Here is a 17,277-nt window from a genome sequence, read left to right as displayed (position 1 = left end):
GTGCCCATGTCGGCTTCCACCTCCAGTCTGGTGCAGTTATCCAACGTCCGCATCGACCGGAGCGGGCGCACGATCCTGCGCGACGTGTCGCTGCAGGTGCCCAAGGGCAGCATCACGGCCGTGCTGGGCCCGTCCGGCAGTGGCAAGTCGACCCTGCTGGCGGCACTGACCGGCGAACTGCGCCCGGTGGCTGGCGAGGTCACCCTGTTCGGCAAGCCGATTCCGCAGGACAACGGCGCGCTGCTGGAAATGCGCAAGAGTGTGGGGGTGCTGCTGCAGGGCAATGGCCTGCTGACCGACCTCACTGTGGCCGAAAACGTCGCGCTGCCGCTGCGCACGCATACCCGCCTGCCGACCGCCGTGCTGCGCCGTCTTGTGCAAATGAAGCTGCATGCGGTGGGCCTGCTGGCCGCTGCCGATGCCTGGCCGCGCGAACTGTCCGGTGGCATGGCGCGCCGCGTCGCGCTGGCCCGTGCGCTGGCGCTGGACCCGCCGCTGATGATCTACGACGAGCCGCTGACCGGGCTGGACCCGATCGCCTCCGGCGTGATCATGAGCCTGATCCAGCGCCTCAACCACAGCCTGGGCCTGACCAGCATCATTGTCAGCCACCACGTGCACGAGACCCTGCCGATCTGCGACCAGGTGATCGCCATCGCCAATGGCGGCATCGTGTTCCAGGGCACGCCCGAGGCGCTGCAGTCCAGCCAGGACCCGTTGCTGCGGCAGTTCCTGCACGGCCAGCCCGATGGCCCCATTCCGTTCGATGCCGCGCCGCGCGCGAGGGTCGCCTGATGCCGTTCGTCCAAGCCACCCGCTCGCTGGGTCGCGCCGGCCTGTTCTCGCTGACCGTGCTGCGTGGTTCGCTGCCGACCCGTGATTTCCTGGCCGAGCTGACCCGCGAGATCTACAAGATCGGCGCGCGCTCGCTGCCGATCATCGCCGTCGGTGGTGCCTTCGTCGGCCTGGTGCTGACCCTGCAAGGCTACCGCACGCTGACCACCTTCGGAGCGGCCGACGCGCTGTCGACCCTGCTCGGCCTGTCGCTGTACCGCGAACTGGCGCCGGTGCTGACCGCGCTGCTGTTCATCGGCCGCGCCGGCAGCTCGATCGCCGCCGAACTTGGCCTGATGCGCGCCACCGACCAGATCAAGGCACTGGAGCTGATGGCGATCGACCCGGTGGCCAAGGCCGTCGCGCCGCGCTTCTGGGCGGCGGTGCTGACCGTGCCGCTGCTGACCGGCATCTTCTGCTCGCTGGCGATCAGCGCCAGCTACTTCGAAGCGGTGCATGTGCTGGGCCTGGACAATGGCGTGTTCTGGTCGGCACTGCGCAACAGCGTCGATTTCTGGGATGACTTCGGCGTGGCGATGCTGAAGTCGGCGATCTTCGGCGGCACCGCAGCGCTGGTCGCCGCCTATGTTGGTTTCCACGCCGAGCCGACCATCGAGGGCACCTCGGTGGCGACCACCCGTGCGGTGGTCAATGCCTCGCTGCTGGTGCTGATGTTCAACTTCGTGCTGTCGGCAATGTTGTTCACCTAACCCCTCCACCGGCGGTGCGCGTGCGCGCGCGGCCACCACGACTCGATCAGGTAATCCACATGGCCATCCGCGGTCCCAGACTCGAATTCTCCGTCGGCGCATTCCTGCTGCTGGCCCTGGCCTCGCTGATGGTGCTGGCCGTGGCCTCGACCAACCAGCGCTGGAGCTGGGGCAGCCAGGGCTACGAGCTGAAGGCGCGCTTCTCCCAGGTCGGCCAGCTGCGCAAGCAGGCGCCGGTGAAGATCGGCGGCGTCACCGTCGGCCAGGTCGCCTCGATCGACCTGGATCCGGTGAAGTTCGAATCCATCGTGACCCTGCGCATGGACAGCAAGGTCAAGGACCTGCCGGCGGACACCTCGGCGGGCATCTTCACCAGTGGTTTGCTCGGCGAGAGCTATATCGGTCTGCAGCCGGGCGGTGACCCGGACGTGCTGAAGGCCGGTGACGAGATCGTCTTCACCCAGCCGGCGGTGGACCTGATCCAGCTGGTCGGCAAGTACATGTTCAGTGGCGGCGCCGGTGGCGGCGCTGCTCAGAAGCCCAACGAAGGCGCGCAGGCGCCTGCAACGGAACCGCAACCATGAAAATGAAACTGATTCCCGCCCTGCTCGCCTCGGCGCTGCTGATGGCCACCCCGTTCCTTGCCCAGGCCCAGGCGGTCGCCCCCGCCCCCGCCGCTGCCGCAGCGCAGGGCCAGGCCGGCAAGGTGGTGATCGATGCCAGCACGCGCATCCTCACCACCCTGCAGCAGCGCCGGAGCGAGTTCAGCAGCAATCCGGCCAGCCTGCGCAGCTACATCGACAGCGAACTGAACCGCACCTTCGACCGCGACTATGCGGCACGCCTGGTGCTGGGCACGCACGCCCGCGGCGCCTCGGATGCCGACATCAAGCTGTTCGCCGATGCCATGGCCGACAGCCTGATGCAGCGCTACGGTTCGACCCTGCTCAACATCCAGGGCAAGCCGAGCTTCCGTCTGAAGGGTGAGAGCCCGCTGCCGGGCAACCGCGGCGTGCGAGTGACCACCGAACTGGTGCGCGCCGGCAGCGAACCGACCCCGGTCGAGTACTGGATGCGCAACGTCAACGGCCAGTGGAAGATCTTCGACGTCAACATCGAAGGCATCTCCTACGTGCAGACCTTCCGCAACCAGTTCGATACTCCGCTGCGCCAGAAGGGCATCAAGCAGGTGGCCAGCGAGCTGCACAGCGGCAGCATGCAGGCCGGGCCGGCGGGCAATGGCAAGTAACGCACTGGCGCTGCTGGAAGGCGACACCCTGCGCCTGCGCGGGGTGCTCGACCGTGCCGCGGTGATCGCGCTGTGGCCGCAGCTGCAGGCCCTGCCGGCCAAGCTGGCACGGCTGGAGCTGGGCGAGGTCGAGCGCGTGGACAGCGCCGGCCTGGCCCTGCTGGCCGAACTGGCCTCCCGGGCACGCAAGGCGGGCCATGCGCTGGCCATTTCCGGCGCGCCGGCCGGCTTCAACGAGCTGAGCGCGGCCTACCGGCTGTCGCCCGACCTGGACTTCAACGCTACTTCTGCTGCGAGCTGACATGAACGTCGTACGCGCTCTTCCCCTGATCGTCCTGGCCACCGCGCTGACCGCCTGTGCCGGCAAACCCGCACGCAGCGATGCACCGGCCGCCAGCACCGTGGTCCCGGCCGGCGCTCCCGCCGAAGCGACGCCCGCCGACACCGGCGTGACCGAGGTGGCCCCGGTGGACAACCCGCCGATCGCCACCGCTGCGGCGCCGACCCCGCCCGCAACCAGTGCCGATGCCGATGCGGCCAAGACCGCCGCAGCCACTGCACCGGGCGGTGATGATGATTTCGATGCCCTGTACGGTGGTGCCAGCAACACCGGCAGTGCGGCCGCCTATGACCCGTGGGAACCGTTCAACCGCAAGGTGCACAAGTTCAACAACGCGGTCGACCGTGGCATCGCCCGCCCGCTGGCCACGGCCTACACCCACGTGGTGCCACGCTTCGCGCGTACCGGCGTCAGCAACTTCTTCAGCAATCTGCGCGCACCGGTGACCATCACCAACCAGCTGCTGCAGGGCCGCGGTGCAGATGCGTGGGACAGCCTCGGCCGCTTCCTGATGAACAGCACGCTGGGCCTCGGTGGCCTGTTCGATCCGGCCAGCAAGGCAATGGTGCCGCGTCGCAATGAAGATTTCGGCCAGACCCTGGGTGCCTGGGGCTGGCGTCGTTCGCGCTACGTGGAACTGCCGTTCTTCGGCCCGCGTACCGTGCGCGATGTGTTCGGCCTGGCCGGTGACATCCCGTTGTCGCCGATCCGCCGCATCGAGGAAGACAAGGTCCGCATCGGCCTGCAGGGCCTGCAGCTGGTCGACACCCGCGCGCAGCTGCTGGCGATCGACGATCTGCGCGACACCGCCGTGGACGAGTACTCGCTGGTGCGCGATGCGTGGATGCAGCGCCGCAACTACCAGATCGAGAACGACCTGCGCAGCAAGCGCGACCGCGGCCATGACGATGCCAATTCGCCGATCCCCGTGGATGCGATGCCGATGCCGAACTGGAGCAACTGATCGCTGCAACCCGTGCATGAAAAAACCCCGCCTCGGCGGGGTTTTCTTTTCCGGCAGGTGCCAACCCGGATTGGCACGCTTTGCTCAGGCCACCAGCGCGGCCTCGATGGCGTCGCGCAGGCGCACGTCATCGGCCGCCACGTCCGGGGCAAAGCGTGCAATCACCTTGCCATCACGGCCGACCAGGAACTTCTCGAAGTTCCACAGCACCGCCGGTGCCGGATGGATCGGGATCTCCTTGCTGGCCAGGCGCTCGCGCAGCGGGCCTTCGCCGATCGACTGCGGCTGGGCGGCGGTCAGCTGCTGGTACAGCGGGTGGGTGTCATCACCGGCCACGCTGATCTTGGAGAACATCGGGAAACTGACATCGTAGGTGAGCTGGCAGAACTGCTGGATCTCGGCCTCGCTGCCCGGCTCCTGGCCAAGGAAGTTGTTGGCGGGGAAGCCCAGCACTTCCAGGCCCTGCGCATGCTTTTCCGCATACAGCGCCTGCAGGCCTTCGTACTGCGGGGTCAGGCCGCACTTGGAGGCGACGTTGACCAGCAGCAGCACCTTGCCCTGGTAGTCGGCAAGCGAGGACGGCTGGCCGTCGATGGTGGTGAGGGGAATGTCCTGGATCGGGGTGCTCACGCGGGGCTCCGGCTACGGCGGGAATGGCCGACCAGCATAGCGCCGCGCGATGCCGGTAGTGCTGGCCGCTGGCCGGCAATCGTGCGACCGTTCGCACGGGTTCATGAGGCTGCCGGCCAGCGGCCGGCGCGAGGATCAGTCCACGCAGATCGTACCCTGCGCCTTGCCGGCGTCGATACGCTGGCGGCAACCGAAGTTCTGGCTGGCATCACGCTGGCAGGTACCGGACGCCGCATCACCGGCCACTGCCTCGCCTGCGGCCAGGCACTGGCCCGTGCAGTCGCTTTTGCGGCTGCAGGCCTTGCCGGCGTCGGCATAGGGAATCACGCATTGCTCGCGCTGCAGCCGGCCGAGCCGCTGCAGGGTGCCACCGGCGGCCTGGCAGTCGACGTCGCGTGCTTCGCGGTAGGCCTCGACCGCTTCGGGGGTGCTGGAGGCGGCCTGCGTGGTCGTGCCCACGGTCGTTGGCGCGCTGCCGCAGGCGGCGAGCAGCGCGGTCAGGACAAAGCTGGTGAAGCGGGGCAGGCGCATGGCGGTACCTGGTTGAAGCGGACAGGCCGCCAGCATACCCATCGGCGATGCAGGCGGCGTGCCAGCGTGGCTCAGGCCTCGTCGCCCTCGCCGTCACTGCCTTCCTCCTCGGCCACCGCATCACCCTCGGCCAGGTCGCCGAGCAGCGACTGCGCCTGTTCGGACGCCAGCGACTCCACGCCACGCAGGCGGCGTTCGATCGTGCGGGTCTTGCGGCTGGCCTCGCCGATGCTGCGGCCAACGGTAGTGATCTGCTTCTCGGCCTTTTCCAGGATGCCGGCGAACTTCCCGAACTCGCTCTTGACCGCACCCAGCAGGCTCCACACTTCGCTGGATCGCTTTTCAATGGCCAGCGTGCGAAAGCCCATCTGCAGGCTGTTGAGCAACGCAGTGACCGTGGTCGGTCCGGCCACCACCACACGGTGCTCGCGCTGCAGCAGGTCAACCAGGCCCGGGCGCCGGATCACCTCGGCATACAGGCCTTCGGTGGGCAGGAACATCACCGCGAAGTCCGTGGTGTGCGGCGGCACGATGTACTTGTCGCAGATCGACTTGGCCTGCACGCGCACCGCGCGCTCCAGCTGGATGCCCTGCAGGCGCACGCCTTCGGCATCGCCCTGTTCCTGTGCGTCCAGCAGGCGCTCGTAGTCCTCGCGCGGGAACTTGGAGTCGATCGGCAGCCACACCGGCGTGTCGTCGCTGCTGCGGCCCGGCAGGCGCACGGCGATATCGACCATCTCGCCACTATCCGGGCGCACCCTCACCGCACGCGCGTACTGCTCCTGGGTGAGTGTCTGCTCGAGGATGTTCTCCAGCTGCACTTCGCCCCAGCTGCCGCGGTTCTTGACGTTGGTCAGCACGCGCTTGAGGTCGCCCACGCCGGTGGCAAGCTGCTGCATCTCGCCGAGGCCACGCTGCACCTGTTCCAGGCGCTCGGAGACGAGCTTGAAGGAATTGCCCAGTCGCGTTTCCAGCGTCGACTGCAGCTTCTCGTCCACGGTGTGGCGCATCTGCTCCAGCTTCTGCGCGTTGTCGTTCTGCAGCGCGCGCAGCTGTTCCTCCAGCGTGGCACGCATCTCGGCGATGCGCTGCTCGTTGCGCTGTGTCAGTTCCTGCAGGCGCAGGCCCAGACTGTCGGTCAGGCGCTGCTGCGACAGCGCGCCCTCCTCGCGGCCCTTGCGTGCATCGTCCACCAGGGTCTGGCGCAGCGCCCCGAGCTGGGTATCGGTGCGCGCAGTGAGCTCCTGCAGCTGCTGGCCAAACGCATGGATGCGTGCCTCCTGCTGCTGGCCGAAGGTCTCCAGCTGGCCGCGCAGTTCCTGCAGCCGCTGCCCCATCAATGCTGCGCCGCGCTGCTGGCTGTCGGCTACTTCAGCGCGCGCTTTGCGGGCATCTTCGCCCAGCGCTTCGCGCAGCAGGTCCAGGCGCTGATCGGTGCGGGTGGACAGATCGGTCAGCGCGCGGGCGAAGCCATCGAGCTGTTCGCGCAGTTCGCTGCGCCCGGCGCGCGCCTCCTCGCGCACGGCCTGTTCCAGGCGGTCATGCGGCGGGCGGCGCAGCAGGGCGACCAGCTGCAGGATGAGCACGGCCAATAGAAGGCCGGCAATGAGCAGGTATTCGGTTTGCATGGGGCAAGTGTAGGCTGGCCGAGTCTCAGCTGCTGCGTCAGGACCATGCTCGCTCTGTACGGAAAGCCGACCTCCATCAACGTGCGCAAGGTGCTGTGGCTGTGCGCCGGCCTCGACCTGCCACTCCAACACGAGCCAGAACCACCGGCGGACCTGCTGGCCACGTTGAATCCGAACCGGCAGGTGCCGGTCCTGCGCGATGGCGGCTTCGTGCTGTGGGAATCGAACAGCATCTGCCGCTACCTGGCCGTACGTGCTGGCCGTGATGACCTGCTGCCCGGTACGGCGCAGGATCGCGCCCGGGTCGAGCAGTGGATGGACTGGCAGGCCAGCGACCTCAACAGCGCCTGGCGGCACGTGTTCATGGCGCGCGTGCGGCGGCACCCGGACTACCCGGACGATGCCCGCGCCGAGGCCAGCCTGGCGCAATGGAACCACTTGATGGGCGTACTCGACACACAATTGGCCGGTGGCCACTGCCACGTGACGGGCAACGCCTTCACCCTGGCCGACATCGTGCTCGGGCTGTCGGCCCAGCGCTGGCGCAGCACACCCGGCAACAAGCCCGTGCTGCCACACCTCTCGGCGTGGTTCGAACGGCTGCGCGAGCAGCCCGGTTTCGCCACCCACGTCGACAACAGCGTGGCCTGAGGCAGGGGTCAGATCCCTTTCCCTGGGGGGAAAGGGATCTGACCCCAAGGGCGCGCGGGAACCGCCGGTGTTACCAGCCTTCCAGCACGATCTTGCCCTTGGCGCGCTGGCTTTCCAGCAGCGCGTGGGCGCGCCGCATGTTGGCCGCGTCGATGCGCCCGAAGTGCTCGCCCAGGGTGGTGTGCAGCACGCCCGTGTCGATCAGCTCGGCCACACGGTTCAACAGGTCGTGCTGGCGCTGCATGTCGGCGGTGCGGTACAGCGGCCGGGTGAACATCGACTCCCAATGCAGTGACAGTGCCTTGCGCTTGAGCGCCATCACGTCCACCTGGCCCGGGTCATCGATCAGCCCCAGTTGGCCCTGCGGTGCCAGCAGTTCCACGATCTGCGCGTAGTACTGGTCGGAGTGGGTCAGGCTGGCGACATGCTGCACCTCGCTGATGCCGAGCCGCGCCAGTCCCTCGGCCAGCGGCAGGCTGTGGTCGATCACGTGGTGTGCCCCCATTGCGTACGCCCAGTCCTGGGTATCCGGGCGCGAGGCGGTGCCGATCACGGTCAGCCTGGTCAGCTTCCGCGCCAGCTGCACCAGGATCGAACCGACACCACCAGCAGCACCGATCACCAGCAGGGTCTGGCCTTCGCCACCACCCTCCGGGATGCGCAGGCGGTCGAACAGCAGCTCCCAGGCGGTGATTGCAGTCAGTGGCAACGCTGCGGCGGCGGCATCGTCGAGACTGGCCGGCTTGCGCCCAACGCTGCGCTCATCCACCAGCTGGTACTGCGCATTGCTGCCCGGGCGGTCGATGACGCCGGCGTAGTAGACCGCGTCGCCGGGCTGGAACAGGGTCACCTCGCTGCCCACCGCATCAACAATGCCGACCGCATCCCAGCCCAGCACGCGCGGGCCATCGGTGGCCACGCCGCGGCGGACCTTGGTGTCGACCGGGTTCACCGCCACCGCGCGTACCGCCACCCGCAGGTCACGCGGGCCGGGCTGCGGCAGTTCCAGTTCAATGTCGATCAGGGCCTGGGCATCATCGATCGGCAGGCCGGCTTGGGTGTAGGCAATGGCGCGCATGGCAGCGGTCCAGTGGGGAAGGAGGTGACAGGTTGCGCCGCACGCGGTCCCTCGGAAAGGCGCAGAATCGGGCAGCACTTTCACTCTGGCGATGAAGATGATCCGCTTCGACGATCTGCAGCTGTTCGTCCGTACTGCCGCACTGGGCAGCTTCTCGCAGGCGGCCCGCGAAGCCGACCTGCTGCCGGGGCAGGTTGCTGCGGCGGTGGCGCGGCTGGAACGCGAGCTGGACCTGCGCCTGTTCGTGCGCACCACGCGCAGCCTGCGCCTGACCGGCGAGGGGGCGCTGTACCTGCCGTATGCGCAGGAGGTGCTGGCCACCCTGCGCGAGGGCCAGGCGCGCGTGCAGGGCGAAGACACCGAACTGCACGGCACCCTGCAGCTGTCGGCGCCGTCGGACTTCGGTCGAAATCTGCTGCTGCCCTGGCTGAGCGCCTTTCGCGCCGCGCACCCCCGGCTGCGCCTGCACCTGCGCCTGTCCGACGAAGTGGCCGACGTGTTCCGCGACCCGGTCGACGTGGCCATCCGCATCGGCCACTTCGACGACGCCAACTACGTCGCCCTGCCCCTGCTGGAAGGCAATCGGCGCGTACTCGCGGCGTCACCCGACTATCTGCAGCGGCGCGGCACGCCCACCCGCCTGGAAGATCTGCGCGAGCATGATTGCCTGGTCTACCAGCTCAGTGGCCGCGCCTATGATCGCTGGTCGTTCGAGGTCGACGGGCGCCGCAGCGTGATTCCGGTGCGCGGCCCGCTGGTCTGCGATGACGCCGATGTGGTGCGGCGCTGGGCGGTGGCCGGCGAAGGCATCACCTACAAATCCTGGCTGGACCTGCGCGAGGATGTGCTCGCAGGGCGCCTGCAGCTGCTGCTCGACGGCATCGGCAGCCACATACCGTTGCAGCTGGTCTGCCCGCACCGCAAGCAGTTCTCGCCGGCGGTGCGGCAGCTGCACGCGCAGCTGCGCCAGCACCTGCAACCTCTGCTGTCTGGCATGCCCGAGGGTCCTGCCGGCCCCCTGTCGCCAGTCCCGGCGCTGGCCGACAATGGCGGCCCCCCGTAAGAGAGAACGCCGCCATGCCGTGGATGGGCATCCAGGACCTGTGGACGTTTCTGGTCGCCGTGCTGGTGTTTCTCGCCCTGCCCGGCCCCGGTACCTTCACCCTGCTGACCGCCACCGGCCGTGGTGGCGTGCGCGGCGGTTACACCGCACTGGCCGGCCTGCTGGTCGGCGACCAGATCCTGATGTGGCTCGCGCTGGCCGGCGTGGCCGCGCTGCTCAAGGCCAACCCGCTGGTGTTCCACGCCGTGCAGTACCTGGGTGCGGCCTACCTGGTGTGGGTCGGCATCGGCCTGCTGCGCACGCCGAAGCACGAGGGCGGTGATGCCGGCCCGATCCGCATGCAGCCGGGCCGCTACTTCCAGCAGGCGATCCTGGTCAGCCTGCTCAATCCGAAGGCGATCCTGTTCTACATGGCCTTCCTGCCGTTGTTCATCGATCCCAAGGCACACCAGGGCATCGCCACCTTCGCGGCGCTGGCCGGCATCATCCTGGTGGTCAGCATCGCCTACTGCTCGATGCTGATCGGCGTGGGCAACCTGGCCCGTCGCCGGCTGATCCAGCACCCGCGGATCAGCGACGCGCTGCGCCGCGTGGCCGGCCTGTTCCTGGTGGGGTTTGGCATCCGGTTGGGGCTGAACGGATGAACGGGCGGCTGCCGCTGCTCGGCCTGGCCCTGCTGTTCGCCGGCACCGCCTCTGGTGCCACCGTACAGGACCATCGCTGCCTGACCGGCGGTCGCAACGGCAGCATCCACCTGGAATGGCGCTGGCTGGAGGACGGACAGTCCGGCGTGCGCTACGCCGGCCAGCGCAAGCGCCTGCCCCTGCGTCGGATCTCGATGGAAACCACGGTGCTGGCCGAAGATCGCCCGTACCAGTTCGACTGCGTCTGGGAAGAGCGCATCGATGGCCGCCTCAACGGCCGCTACCTGTTGAGCACCCAGGGCGCGCTGGTGCTGGATCTGCGTTACGAACGCGCCCGCGACGGCCACAGCACAACCTTCCACGACGACCCCGAAGCTTGGCAGGAGGATGGCTGCCATTGGCCGCGATCACCCTGACCCTCGGTTTGCCCTGCCAGCTGGACGATCGTAGGACGAGTTCGATTTGTTGCTCAGATTGTGCTGATTTCGTCATCATTGACGGCGTTCAGTCTCCATCAGTGACGCATCCAACCCGGGTATGACCCCCGTCAGTGGTAATGCTGCGCTGCGTTCGGTCACACTCGGGAACTTGTCGTTTCCAGTCACCCCTTCCGAGGCCTGCATGTCCCTGTTCCGGCGCAAGTCCCTAGATTCCGTCACCGTCCACGAAGCCGGCAGGCGTCTGATCCCGACGCTCAGCTGGCCGCACCTGATCGCGCTGGGCATCGGTGCCATCGTCGGTACCGGCATCTACACGCTGATCGGCGTCGGTGCCAACCTGGCCGGCCCGGCGGTGCTGATCTCCTTCGCTATCGCCGGTGCGGTCTGTGCCTGTGCGGCGCTGTCCTACGCCGAGCTGTCGACGATGATGCCGGCCGCCGGCAGTGCCTACACCTACAGCTACAGCGCGCTGGGTGAGGTGTTTGCCTGGGTGGTGGGCTGGAGCCTGATCCTGGAGTACTCGCTGGTGGTGAGTACGGTGGCGGTGGGCTGGTCCGGCTACTTCGTCGGCTTCCTCGAATGGGTCCACACCCAGTTCGGCTGGAACGTACACCTGCCGGCCTGGCTGGCAGCCGGCCCGCATGTGGAAGGCGGAATGATCAACCTGCCGGCGATCATCATCACCTGGCTGGTGGCCGGCATGCTGATGGCCGGCACCAAGGAGAGCGCCACCCTCAATGCCATCCTGGTGGTGTTCAAGCTGATCGCGCTGGCGATCTTCGTCGCCGTGGCCCTGCCCGCCTTCGACAGCGCCAACCTGCAGCCGTTCATGCCGTACGGCTTTGCCAAGTCGATGGGCCCCGATGGCGTCGAGCACGGCGTGATGGCGGCGGCAGCCATCATCTTCTTCGCCTTCTACGGCTTCGATGCAATCTCCACCGCCGCCGAGGAGACCAAGAACCCGGGCCGCGACCTGTCGATCGGCATCATCGGTTCGATGATCGGCTGCACCATCGTCTACGTGCTGGTGGCGCTGGCGGCAGTTGGTGCGATGAGCTACGCGGTGTTCGGCCACAGCGCCGAGCCGCTGGCGCTGATCATGCGCCAGCTGGGTCATCCGACCGCGGCAATGGTGATCGGCGTGATCGCGATCATCGCCCTGCCGACCGTGCTGCTGGCCTTCCTGTACGGCCAGAGCCGCATCTTCTTTGTGATGAGCCGCGATGGCCTGCTGCCGCGTGGCCTGTCCAAGGTCAACGCACGTACCGGCACGCCGGTGGCGACCACGTTGTTCACTGCGGTGGTGGTGTCGGCGCTGGCCGGCGTGGCGCGCCTGGATGAGATCGCGGCGCTGGCCAATGCCGGCACCCTGGCCGCGTTCACCGCAGTGGGTGTCTGCCTGGTGGTGCTGCGCCTGCGCGAGCCGAACCGCGAGCGCACCTTCCGCACGCCGGTGGCTTTCGTGGTCGGCCCGCTGGCCGCACTGGGCTGCATCTACCTGTTCATCAGCCTGCCGCACACCACTCAGCTGTACTTCCTGCTGTGGAACGTGGTCGGCCTGGTGTTGTACTTCCTGTACAGCCGCCGCCACGCACTGATCGCGAAGTAACCGGCTCGCCGGTAGTGCCGGCCGCTGGCCGGCACCTCGCATCCTGTTGATACGAGCAATGCCGGCCAGCGGCCGGCACTACCGCAGGGCGCTTCAACCGCCCTGCTTTGCAGCGTAATCCTGCGCCTGGCGCATCACCCGCAGCAGGTTGCCGCCCCAGATGCCGGCAATCTGCTTCTCGGTATAGCCCTTGCGCAGCAGCCACGCGGTGATCTTCGGCAGCTGGCTGACATCGGGCAGGTCACTCAGTCCGCCACCACCATCCCAGTCCAGGCCGATGCCCACGTGCTCGGGCCCGACCACCGAGAGGATGTGCTCGAAGTGGGCGAAGAAGTCGTCCAGGCTGGCGTGGCGCACCGGGTGCTCATGGTCCAGCCCCTGTTCGGCCTTCAGCAGCGCAACGCCCTGTTCGATGCCCATGCCTTCCCAGCCGCCCAGCTGCTTGCTCAGCGCTTCCTCGGCCTGCTTGCGCTCGGGCGTCTTTGCGGTGTCGATCAGGTAGCCGCCATAGGCGTTCACCTGGATCACGCCGCCGGCCTTGGCCAGTTTGCGCAGGCGCGCATCGTCGAGATTGCGCGGATGGTCATAGACCGCCTTGGCCGAGCTGTGCGACAGCACGAACGGCACCGGCATCATTGCCAGCAGGTCGTCGAACACCGCGTCCGAGGCGTGCGACTGGTCGATCACGATGCCCAGCTTCACCGCCTCCCGCACCAGCTCCTTGCCGGCCGGGCTAAGTCCTTTCCATTCCGCGCCCTTGGGATCGGTGGCCGAATCGGCGAACTCGTTGTTGGCGAAGTGCACGGTGCTGAGCAGGCGCAGGCCGGCGCGGTGATAGAACGACAGCAGGCTGGGGTCGGCCACCAGCGGGCTGGCGTTTTCCATGCTGATGTAGACCACGCGCTTGCCGGCAGCCTTGATCCGCGCTGCGTCATCGGCGGTCAGTGCCAGCGCGAAGCGCTCGGGATTGGCCGCCAGCATCTCGCGGATCTGCATCAATCGCTGCAGCCCGTGGTCACGCTCGGCCAGATGCGCGGCGGCGCTGCGGTCGCCCTGATCGGTGTAGATCGCCCAGAAGCCGCCATCCAGCGCGCCTTCGACCATGCGTGGGTAATCCACCTGCGAAAGGGCGTTGCGGTCGTGGCGCTGCTCGATGTCAAAACCGGCTCGGCCGAAATTGGCCGGTGTATCGAGGTGGCTGTCGAGCGTGACCAGGCGCTGCTGCAACGCCTTGGCACGGGCCAGCTCCTGCGCGCTGAACTCGATGGCGTGGGCCGACAGCGGCGCGCACAGCGCCAGGGCGAGCACGACGGACAGGTGGCGCAACGAAGGCATGGGCTCTCACCGGCATGGGGAAGAGCCCGACCATAGCGCCGTGGCCGGCCGTTTTGTAGAGCTGCGCCGCGCCACCTGAACATCGGGGCGCCGTTTTCACGAACGCATCGCAGTGCGCGGAAAGCTGACCGCCGGGCAGTGGACATGATTCATGCCCGGCGAACGCAGAAGCCGACCGTCAATCCACCACGCGGCAGAACACGGCCTTCAGGTAACGCGATTCCTGCACGTGGGCCATGAACGGATGGTCCGGACCAGCGCCGGCCACCTTCAGGATCTGGATCGTGCGGCCGGAGAAGTACGCCGCCCGGCGCAGCATGTCGAGGAACTGGTCCTCGGCCACCAGGCCGGTGCAGGAGAAGGTGGCGAACAGGCCGCCCGGCTTGACCACGCCCAGCGCCAGCTTGTTCATGTCCAGGTACTTCTTCAGTGCGGTGATGACCTGGTCGCGGTCGCGGGTCATCTTCGCCGGGTCCAGGATCACCACGTCGTACTGCTCACCGCGGTTGGCGGCGTCGCGCAGCCACGGAAAGATGTCGGACTGGATGAACTTCGGGCGCACGTTGTTCAGGCGCGAATTGCCCTTGGCGATCTGGATCACGTCCTCGTCGATGTCGATGCCGATCACTTCCGAAGCACCACGCGCCGCCGCGTACACGGCAAAACCGCCGGTGTTGCAGCACAGGTCGAGCACGCTCTTGCCTTCCACCTGCTGGCTCAGCCACTCACGGTTCTCGCGCTGGTCGGCGAAGAAACCGGTCTTGTGCGCACCGGCCGGGTCGGCGCGGAACTTGATGCCGTACTCGGTGATCACCGACGCTTCGGTGGTGGTGTTGCCGTGGAAGTCGAAGCTTTCCTGCTTCTGCACGTGCTCGTCGGCGAAGCTGTGGAAGCGGCAGCCGGGGAACTGCTCGCGCAGCGCATTGTAGATCCATTCGCGGTGGCGGAACATGCCGGCGGCGAAGAACTCGACCACCACCAGGTCGCCGTAGCGGTCCACCACCAGGCCGGACAGGCCGTCACCTTCGCTGTGCACGACACGCCAGGCGTCGGACACCGCGTCGAGCTTGAGCACCTCACGGCGCAGCGACACTGCCTGGGCGATCTTGCGCGAGAACCAGCCGGCATCCACCGGTACGTTCTGGTCGGTTTCAAGGATGCGCACGGCAATGCGCGAGTGCCCGTTGTAGAACCCGCGGCCAATGAACTCGCCATCGATGCCGACCACGTCGACGATGGAACCGGGCTTGGGCCGGACGGTCGGCTTCTCGACCAGTTTCTGGAAGATCCACGGGTGGCTGGAGCGCCACGCATTCTTGAGGCGGACAATCGGAAGGGGGGTATTCATCCACCCATTGTAAACCGGGCGCCGGGGTCGGATCCCCGCAGGGGCTCTGACCCCGGCAAACCGGCATTTGACGGCGGCGGGGGCCAGACGGCAGAATCGGCGCCAGAAGGGGAGTAGCTCCCAGACGTTGTCGCCGTCATTTCGAGCCCGCAGGCTCCGGTGCAACGGCAGTTCCAGCCGACTGGAACTGCGAGCGAGACCTTCGCCGTACTGGCGAAGCTCTGTCCCTGGATCCCCTCCCGATCCTCCGTTGCAGATCCTCGCCGTCCGGCCTGGCATTCATCTTTCCAACGGACATTCCCAATGCAGACGATCGGTAACGTGTGGTTGTGGGGCGGCTTCGCAGCGGTGGTGGTCATCGCCCTGCTGGTCGACCTCGTGTTGATGCGCCATGGTGGACCGCACAAGGTCACCTTCAAGGAGGCCCTGTGGTGGTCCATCGGCTGGGTCGCGCTGGCCCTGCTGTTCAACGCCGGCCTCTGGTACTACCTGAATGAGACCGCCGGCCAGGTCGTGGCCAACAAGGTCGGCCTCGAGTTCCTGACCGGCTACCTGGTCGAGAAGGCGCTGGCGGTCGACAACATCTTTGTCTTCCTGATGATCATGAGCTACTTCGCGGTGCCGGAAGAGCAGCGCCAGAAGGTGCTGATCATCGGCATCCTGGGTGCGATCGTGCTGCGTACGATCATGATCTTCGCTGGTAGCGCGCTGATCAGCCAGTTCCATTGGCTGCTCTACGTGTTCGGTGCCTTCCTGCTGTTCACCGGCTGGAAGATGTGGTTCGCCGCCGGCCAGGAGCCGGACCTGGAGACCAATCCGGCTCTGCGCTGGATGCGCAAGCACCTGCGCCTGCTGCCGGACTACGCCGGCAACGCGCTGAGCGTGAAGCGTGATGGCGTGCGCTGGTTCACCCCGCTGTTCGCGGTGCTGATCCTGATTGCGGTCACCGACGTGATCTTCGCGGTGGACAGCATCCCGGCAATCTTCGCGATCACCACCGACCCGTTCATCGTGCTCACCTCCAACGTGTTCGCAGTGCTGGGCCTGCGCGCGATGTTCTTCCTGCTGGCCGGCATGGCCGACCGCTTCCACCTGCTGCCGTACGGCCTGGCGCTGGTACTGGGCTTCATCGGCATCAAGATGATGATCATCGATCTGTTCAAGATCCCGACCCCGGTCTCGCTGGGCGTGGTCGCGGTGATCATCGCCGCCACCGTGGTGCTGAGCCTGAAGTACCCGCCGAAGGAAGGCGAAGGCCAGGCCTGAGCCTGACCCGTTGAACGGTGCGGCCGGTGGGATTGTCCCGCCGGCCGCCTCCACTCTCCCGTTACGGTGGCCTTGGTTTCGCGCCAGTCACCGCCATTGCTGAGGTATGGACAACAACGCGCCCCTGCCCGCCGACGACGTGCCGGCCCCCCGCAATGATCGCTCGCGCATCCTGCGGGCGTTCAATGTCAGCCTGGCCGCCGTGCTGGTGCTGGTGGCCGTGTTCGCCCTGCAGGGCACGTTCGACTGGCGACCCTGGGCGGTCGCACCGCTGGAAGCCAAGGGCCTGCTCGGCCTGATCGGCGGCCCGATGCTGCATGCCTCGGTCGAGCACATCGCCGCCAACAGCATCGCGATCCTGATCCTCGGCACCCTCGCTGGCAGCGTGTATCCGAAGGCCACCGTACGCGCGCTGCCCCTGCTGTGGCTGGGTTCGGGCCTCGGCGCGTGGATGCTGGGCAATCCGGGCAGCGTGCACCTGGGCGCCAGTGGCGTGACCCACGGCCTGATGTTCCTGCTGGCCAGCCTCGGCCTGCTGCGCCGCGACCGTGCGGCGATCGCCACCGGTCTGATCGGCATGCTGTTCTACGGCGGCATGCTGATGACCATCCTGCCGCACGCCGATGGTGTGTCCTGGCAGTCGCACATGGGCGGCGCCTTCGCCGGCATCATCGCCGCGCTGCTGTTCCGCAACGCCGACCCACTGCCGCCGCGCCAGCGCTACAGCTGGGAAGACGAAGAAGACGAGGCTGAGCCGCTGTCCGACGACGAACTGGAGCCGCCGTCACCGCAGCGCGTGCCGGTGCTGTGGCAGCCGCGCGAGGGCCAGGACTACGTGGTGATCCCGTTCCGCCGCCCGGACGAACCGCGCGGTTGAGGTGAGGGTGGTGCCGGCCGCTGGCCGGCAACCTCATGAACCTTCGTTGGCAATCCTTGCGTTGCCGGCCAGCGGCCGGC

Annotated in this window: 19 protein-coding genes; 13 read left to right on the top strand and 6 right to left on the bottom strand. The window is 67.4% G+C overall.

Annotated elements, in window-relative coordinates:
* Positions 1–6 precede the first annotated feature (6 nt).
* The 6 genes from ACM0PY_RS19115 to ACM0PY_RS19090 are packed head-to-tail and all read left to right on the top strand — an operon-like array spanning position 7 to position 4,097.
* Entirely contained in the window at positions 7–795 is a 789-nt protein-coding gene (locus ACM0PY_RS19115) for an ABC transporter ATP-binding protein (RefSeq protein ID WP_134972056.1), read from the top strand.
* Positions 795–1,544, top strand: coding sequence for an MlaE family lipid ABC transporter permease subunit (locus ACM0PY_RS19110; protein WP_005414955.1), 750 nt, complete (start codon positions 795–797; stop codon positions 1,542–1,544). Before ACM0PY_RS19115 ends, ACM0PY_RS19110 begins: the two co-directional genes overlap by 1 nt.
* 59 nt (positions 1,545–1,603) lie before the next feature.
* Positions 1,604–2,128, top strand: coding sequence for an outer membrane lipid asymmetry maintenance protein MlaD (mlaD, locus tag ACM0PY_RS19105; protein ID WP_134972058.1), 525 nt, complete (start codon positions 1,604–1,606; stop codon positions 2,126–2,128).
* Positions 2,125–2,793: an MlaC/ttg2D family ABC transporter substrate-binding protein gene (locus tag ACM0PY_RS19100; RefSeq protein WP_134972059.1), complete on the top strand. Its 669-nt coding sequence runs from the start codon at positions 2,125–2,127 to the stop codon at positions 2,791–2,793. The genes mlaD and ACM0PY_RS19100 overlap by 4 nt, the downstream gene beginning before the upstream one ends.
* Positions 2,783–3,094 (top strand): STAS domain-containing protein, encoded by a 312-nt coding sequence (locus ACM0PY_RS19095; protein ID WP_049417176.1) that lies wholly within the window; start codon positions 2,783–2,785, stop codon positions 3,092–3,094. The genes ACM0PY_RS19100 and ACM0PY_RS19095 overlap by 11 nt, the downstream gene beginning before the upstream one ends.
* A 1-nt stretch (position 3,095) precedes the next feature.
* Positions 3,096–4,097 (top strand): MlaA family lipoprotein, encoded by a 1,002-nt coding sequence (locus ACM0PY_RS19090; protein WP_134971178.1) that lies wholly within the window; start codon positions 3,096–3,098, stop codon positions 4,095–4,097.
* Positions 4,098–4,181: 84 nt separating this feature from the next.
* Here the strand turns inward: ACM0PY_RS19090 and ACM0PY_RS19085 are convergent, their stop codons facing one another.
* From ACM0PY_RS19085 to ACM0PY_RS19075, 3 genes are all read right to left on the bottom strand, one after another.
* Entirely contained in the window at positions 4,182–4,727 is a 546-nt protein-coding gene (locus ACM0PY_RS19085) for a glutathione peroxidase (protein ID WP_072168758.1), read from the bottom strand.
* A gap of 135 nt (positions 4,728–4,862) precedes the next feature.
* Entirely contained in the window at positions 4,863–5,258 is a 396-nt protein-coding gene (locus ACM0PY_RS19080; protein ID WP_180885180.1) for a hypothetical protein, read from the bottom strand.
* Positions 5,259–5,329: 71 nt separating this feature from the next.
* Positions 5,330–6,886: a DNA recombination protein RmuC gene (locus ACM0PY_RS19075; protein ID WP_088496512.1), complete on the bottom strand. Its 1,557-nt coding sequence runs from the start codon at positions 6,884–6,886 to the stop codon at positions 5,330–5,332.
* Between the two features lie 45 nt (positions 6,887–6,931).
* Between ACM0PY_RS19075 and ACM0PY_RS19070 the strand changes: the two genes are divergently transcribed.
* The gene (locus ACM0PY_RS19070; protein WP_134971182.1) at positions 6,932–7,537 is read left to right on the top strand and encodes a glutathione S-transferase family protein; all 606 of its coding nucleotides are present in this window, start codon (positions 6,932–6,934) and stop codon (positions 7,535–7,537) included.
* A 70-nt stretch (positions 7,538–7,607) separates the two neighbouring features.
* Here the strand turns inward: ACM0PY_RS19070 and ACM0PY_RS19065 are convergent, their stop codons facing one another.
* Positions 7,608–8,615: a zinc-binding alcohol dehydrogenase family protein gene (locus tag ACM0PY_RS19065; RefSeq protein ID WP_180885177.1), complete on the bottom strand. Its 1,008-nt coding sequence runs from the start codon at positions 8,613–8,615 to the stop codon at positions 7,608–7,610.
* Positions 8,616–8,706: 91 nt separating this feature from the next.
* On the opposite strand from ACM0PY_RS19065, the gene ACM0PY_RS19060 reads away from it, so the two are divergent.
* From ACM0PY_RS19060 to ACM0PY_RS19045, 4 genes are all read left to right on the top strand, one after another.
* A complete protein-coding gene (locus tag ACM0PY_RS19060) occupies positions 8,707–9,678 on the top strand; it encodes a LysR family transcriptional regulator (protein ID WP_080376955.1) in 972 nt (323 codons plus the stop codon).
* Between the two features lie 14 nt (positions 9,679–9,692).
* Positions 9,693–10,322 (top strand): leucine efflux protein LeuE, encoded by a 630-nt coding sequence (leuE, locus tag ACM0PY_RS19055; protein ID WP_049417162.1) that lies wholly within the window; start codon positions 9,693–9,695, stop codon positions 10,320–10,322.
* Positions 10,319–10,738 (top strand): hypothetical protein, encoded by a 420-nt coding sequence (locus ACM0PY_RS19050; RefSeq protein WP_134971184.1) that lies wholly within the window; start codon positions 10,319–10,321, stop codon positions 10,736–10,738. The genes leuE and ACM0PY_RS19050 overlap by 4 nt, the downstream gene beginning before the upstream one ends.
* A 205-nt stretch (positions 10,739–10,943) precedes the next feature.
* Positions 10,944–12,371: an amino acid permease gene (locus tag ACM0PY_RS19045; protein ID WP_180885173.1), complete on the top strand. Its 1,428-nt coding sequence runs from the start codon at positions 10,944–10,946 to the stop codon at positions 12,369–12,371.
* A 93-nt stretch (positions 12,372–12,464) separates the two neighbouring features.
* Here ACM0PY_RS19045 and ACM0PY_RS19040 read toward each other — a convergent pair whose 3' ends face one another.
* Positions 12,465–13,706: a dipeptidase gene (locus ACM0PY_RS19040; protein ID WP_180885171.1), complete on the bottom strand. Its 1,242-nt coding sequence runs from the start codon at positions 13,704–13,706 to the stop codon at positions 12,465–12,467.
* 178 nt (positions 13,707–13,884) lie between these two features.
* The gene (locus tag ACM0PY_RS19035) at positions 13,885–15,054 is read right to left on the bottom strand and encodes a class I SAM-dependent rRNA methyltransferase (protein ID WP_134971188.1); all 1,170 of its coding nucleotides are present in this window, start codon (positions 15,052–15,054) and stop codon (positions 13,885–13,887) included.
* 303 nt (positions 15,055–15,357) lie between these two features.
* On the opposite strand from ACM0PY_RS19035, the gene ACM0PY_RS19030 reads away from it, so the two are divergent.
* Both ACM0PY_RS19030 and ACM0PY_RS19025 read left to right on the top strand, forming a co-directional pair.
* Positions 15,358–16,320: a TerC family protein gene (locus tag ACM0PY_RS19030; protein WP_134971190.1), complete on the top strand. Its 963-nt coding sequence runs from the start codon at positions 15,358–15,360 to the stop codon at positions 16,318–16,320.
* A 106-nt stretch (positions 16,321–16,426) separates the two neighbouring features.
* Positions 16,427–17,197, top strand: a complete 771-nt coding sequence (locus ACM0PY_RS19025; protein WP_065179045.1) for a rhomboid family intramembrane serine protease — start codon at positions 16,427–16,429, stop codon at positions 17,195–17,197.
* Positions 17,198–17,277 lie beyond the last annotated feature (80 nt).

The organism is Stenotrophomonas sp. BR163 (genome assembly GCF_047520985.2).
Classification (GTDB): Bacteria; Pseudomonadota; Gammaproteobacteria; order Xanthomonadales; family Xanthomonadaceae; genus Stenotrophomonas; species Stenotrophomonas sepilia.
Note: the sequence above shows the minus strand (reverse complement) of the source record. Positions and strands in the feature narration are given on the sequence as shown.

What these genes read in the sequence shown, in the direction of transcription:
- ACM0PY_RS19115 (WP_134972056.1), top strand. Translation starts at nt 7, where the DNA reads ATGTCGGCTTCCACCTCCAGTCTGGTGCAGTTATCCAACGTCCGCATC.
- ACM0PY_RS19110 (WP_005414955.1), top strand. Translation starts at nt 795, where the DNA reads ATGCCGTTCGTCCAAGCCACCCGCTCGCTGGGTCGCGCCGGCCTGTTC.
- mlaD (WP_134972058.1), top strand. Translation starts at nt 1,604, where the DNA reads ATGGCCATCCGCGGTCCCAGACTCGAATTCTCCGTCGGCGCATTCCTG.
- ACM0PY_RS19100 (WP_134972059.1), top strand. Translation starts at nt 2,125, where the DNA reads ATGAAAATGAAACTGATTCCCGCCCTGCTCGCCTCGGCGCTGCTGATG.
- ACM0PY_RS19095 (WP_049417176.1), top strand. Translation starts at nt 2,783, where the DNA reads ATGGCAAGTAACGCACTGGCGCTGCTGGAAGGCGACACCCTGCGCCTG.
- ACM0PY_RS19090 (WP_134971178.1), top strand. Translation starts at nt 3,096, where the DNA reads ATGAACGTCGTACGCGCTCTTCCCCTGATCGTCCTGGCCACCGCGCTG.
- ACM0PY_RS19080 (WP_180885180.1), bottom strand. Translation starts at nt 5,258, where the DNA reads ATGCGCCTGCCCCGCTTCACCAGCTTTGTCCTGACCGCGCTGCTCGCC.
- ACM0PY_RS19075 (WP_088496512.1), bottom strand. Translation starts at nt 6,886, where the DNA reads ATGCAAACCGAATACCTGCTCATTGCCGGCCTTCTATTGGCCGTGCTC.
- ACM0PY_RS19070 (WP_134971182.1), top strand. Translation starts at nt 6,932, where the DNA reads ATGCTCGCTCTGTACGGAAAGCCGACCTCCATCAACGTGCGCAAGGTG.
- ACM0PY_RS19065 (WP_180885177.1), bottom strand. Translation starts at nt 8,615, where the DNA reads ATGCGCGCCATTGCCTACACCCAAGCCGGCCTGCCGATCGATGATGCC.
- ACM0PY_RS19060 (WP_080376955.1), top strand. Translation starts at nt 8,707, where the DNA reads ATGAAGATGATCCGCTTCGACGATCTGCAGCTGTTCGTCCGTACTGCC.
- leuE (WP_049417162.1), top strand. Translation starts at nt 9,693, where the DNA reads ATGCCGTGGATGGGCATCCAGGACCTGTGGACGTTTCTGGTCGCCGTG.
- ACM0PY_RS19050 (WP_134971184.1), top strand. Translation starts at nt 10,319, where the DNA reads ATGAACGGGCGGCTGCCGCTGCTCGGCCTGGCCCTGCTGTTCGCCGGC.
- ACM0PY_RS19045 (WP_180885173.1), top strand. Translation starts at nt 10,944, where the DNA reads ATGTCCCTGTTCCGGCGCAAGTCCCTAGATTCCGTCACCGTCCACGAA.
- ACM0PY_RS19040 (WP_180885171.1), bottom strand. Translation starts at nt 13,706, where the DNA reads ATGCCTTCGTTGCGCCACCTGTCCGTCGTGCTCGCCCTGGCGCTGTGC.
- ACM0PY_RS19035 (WP_134971188.1), bottom strand. Translation starts at nt 15,054, where the DNA reads ATGAATACCCCCCTTCCGATTGTCCGCCTCAAGAATGCGTGGCGCTCC.
- ACM0PY_RS19030 (WP_134971190.1), top strand. Translation starts at nt 15,358, where the DNA reads ATGCAGACGATCGGTAACGTGTGGTTGTGGGGCGGCTTCGCAGCGGTG.
- ACM0PY_RS19025 (WP_065179045.1), top strand. Translation starts at nt 16,427, where the DNA reads ATGGACAACAACGCGCCCCTGCCCGCCGACGACGTGCCGGCCCCCCGC.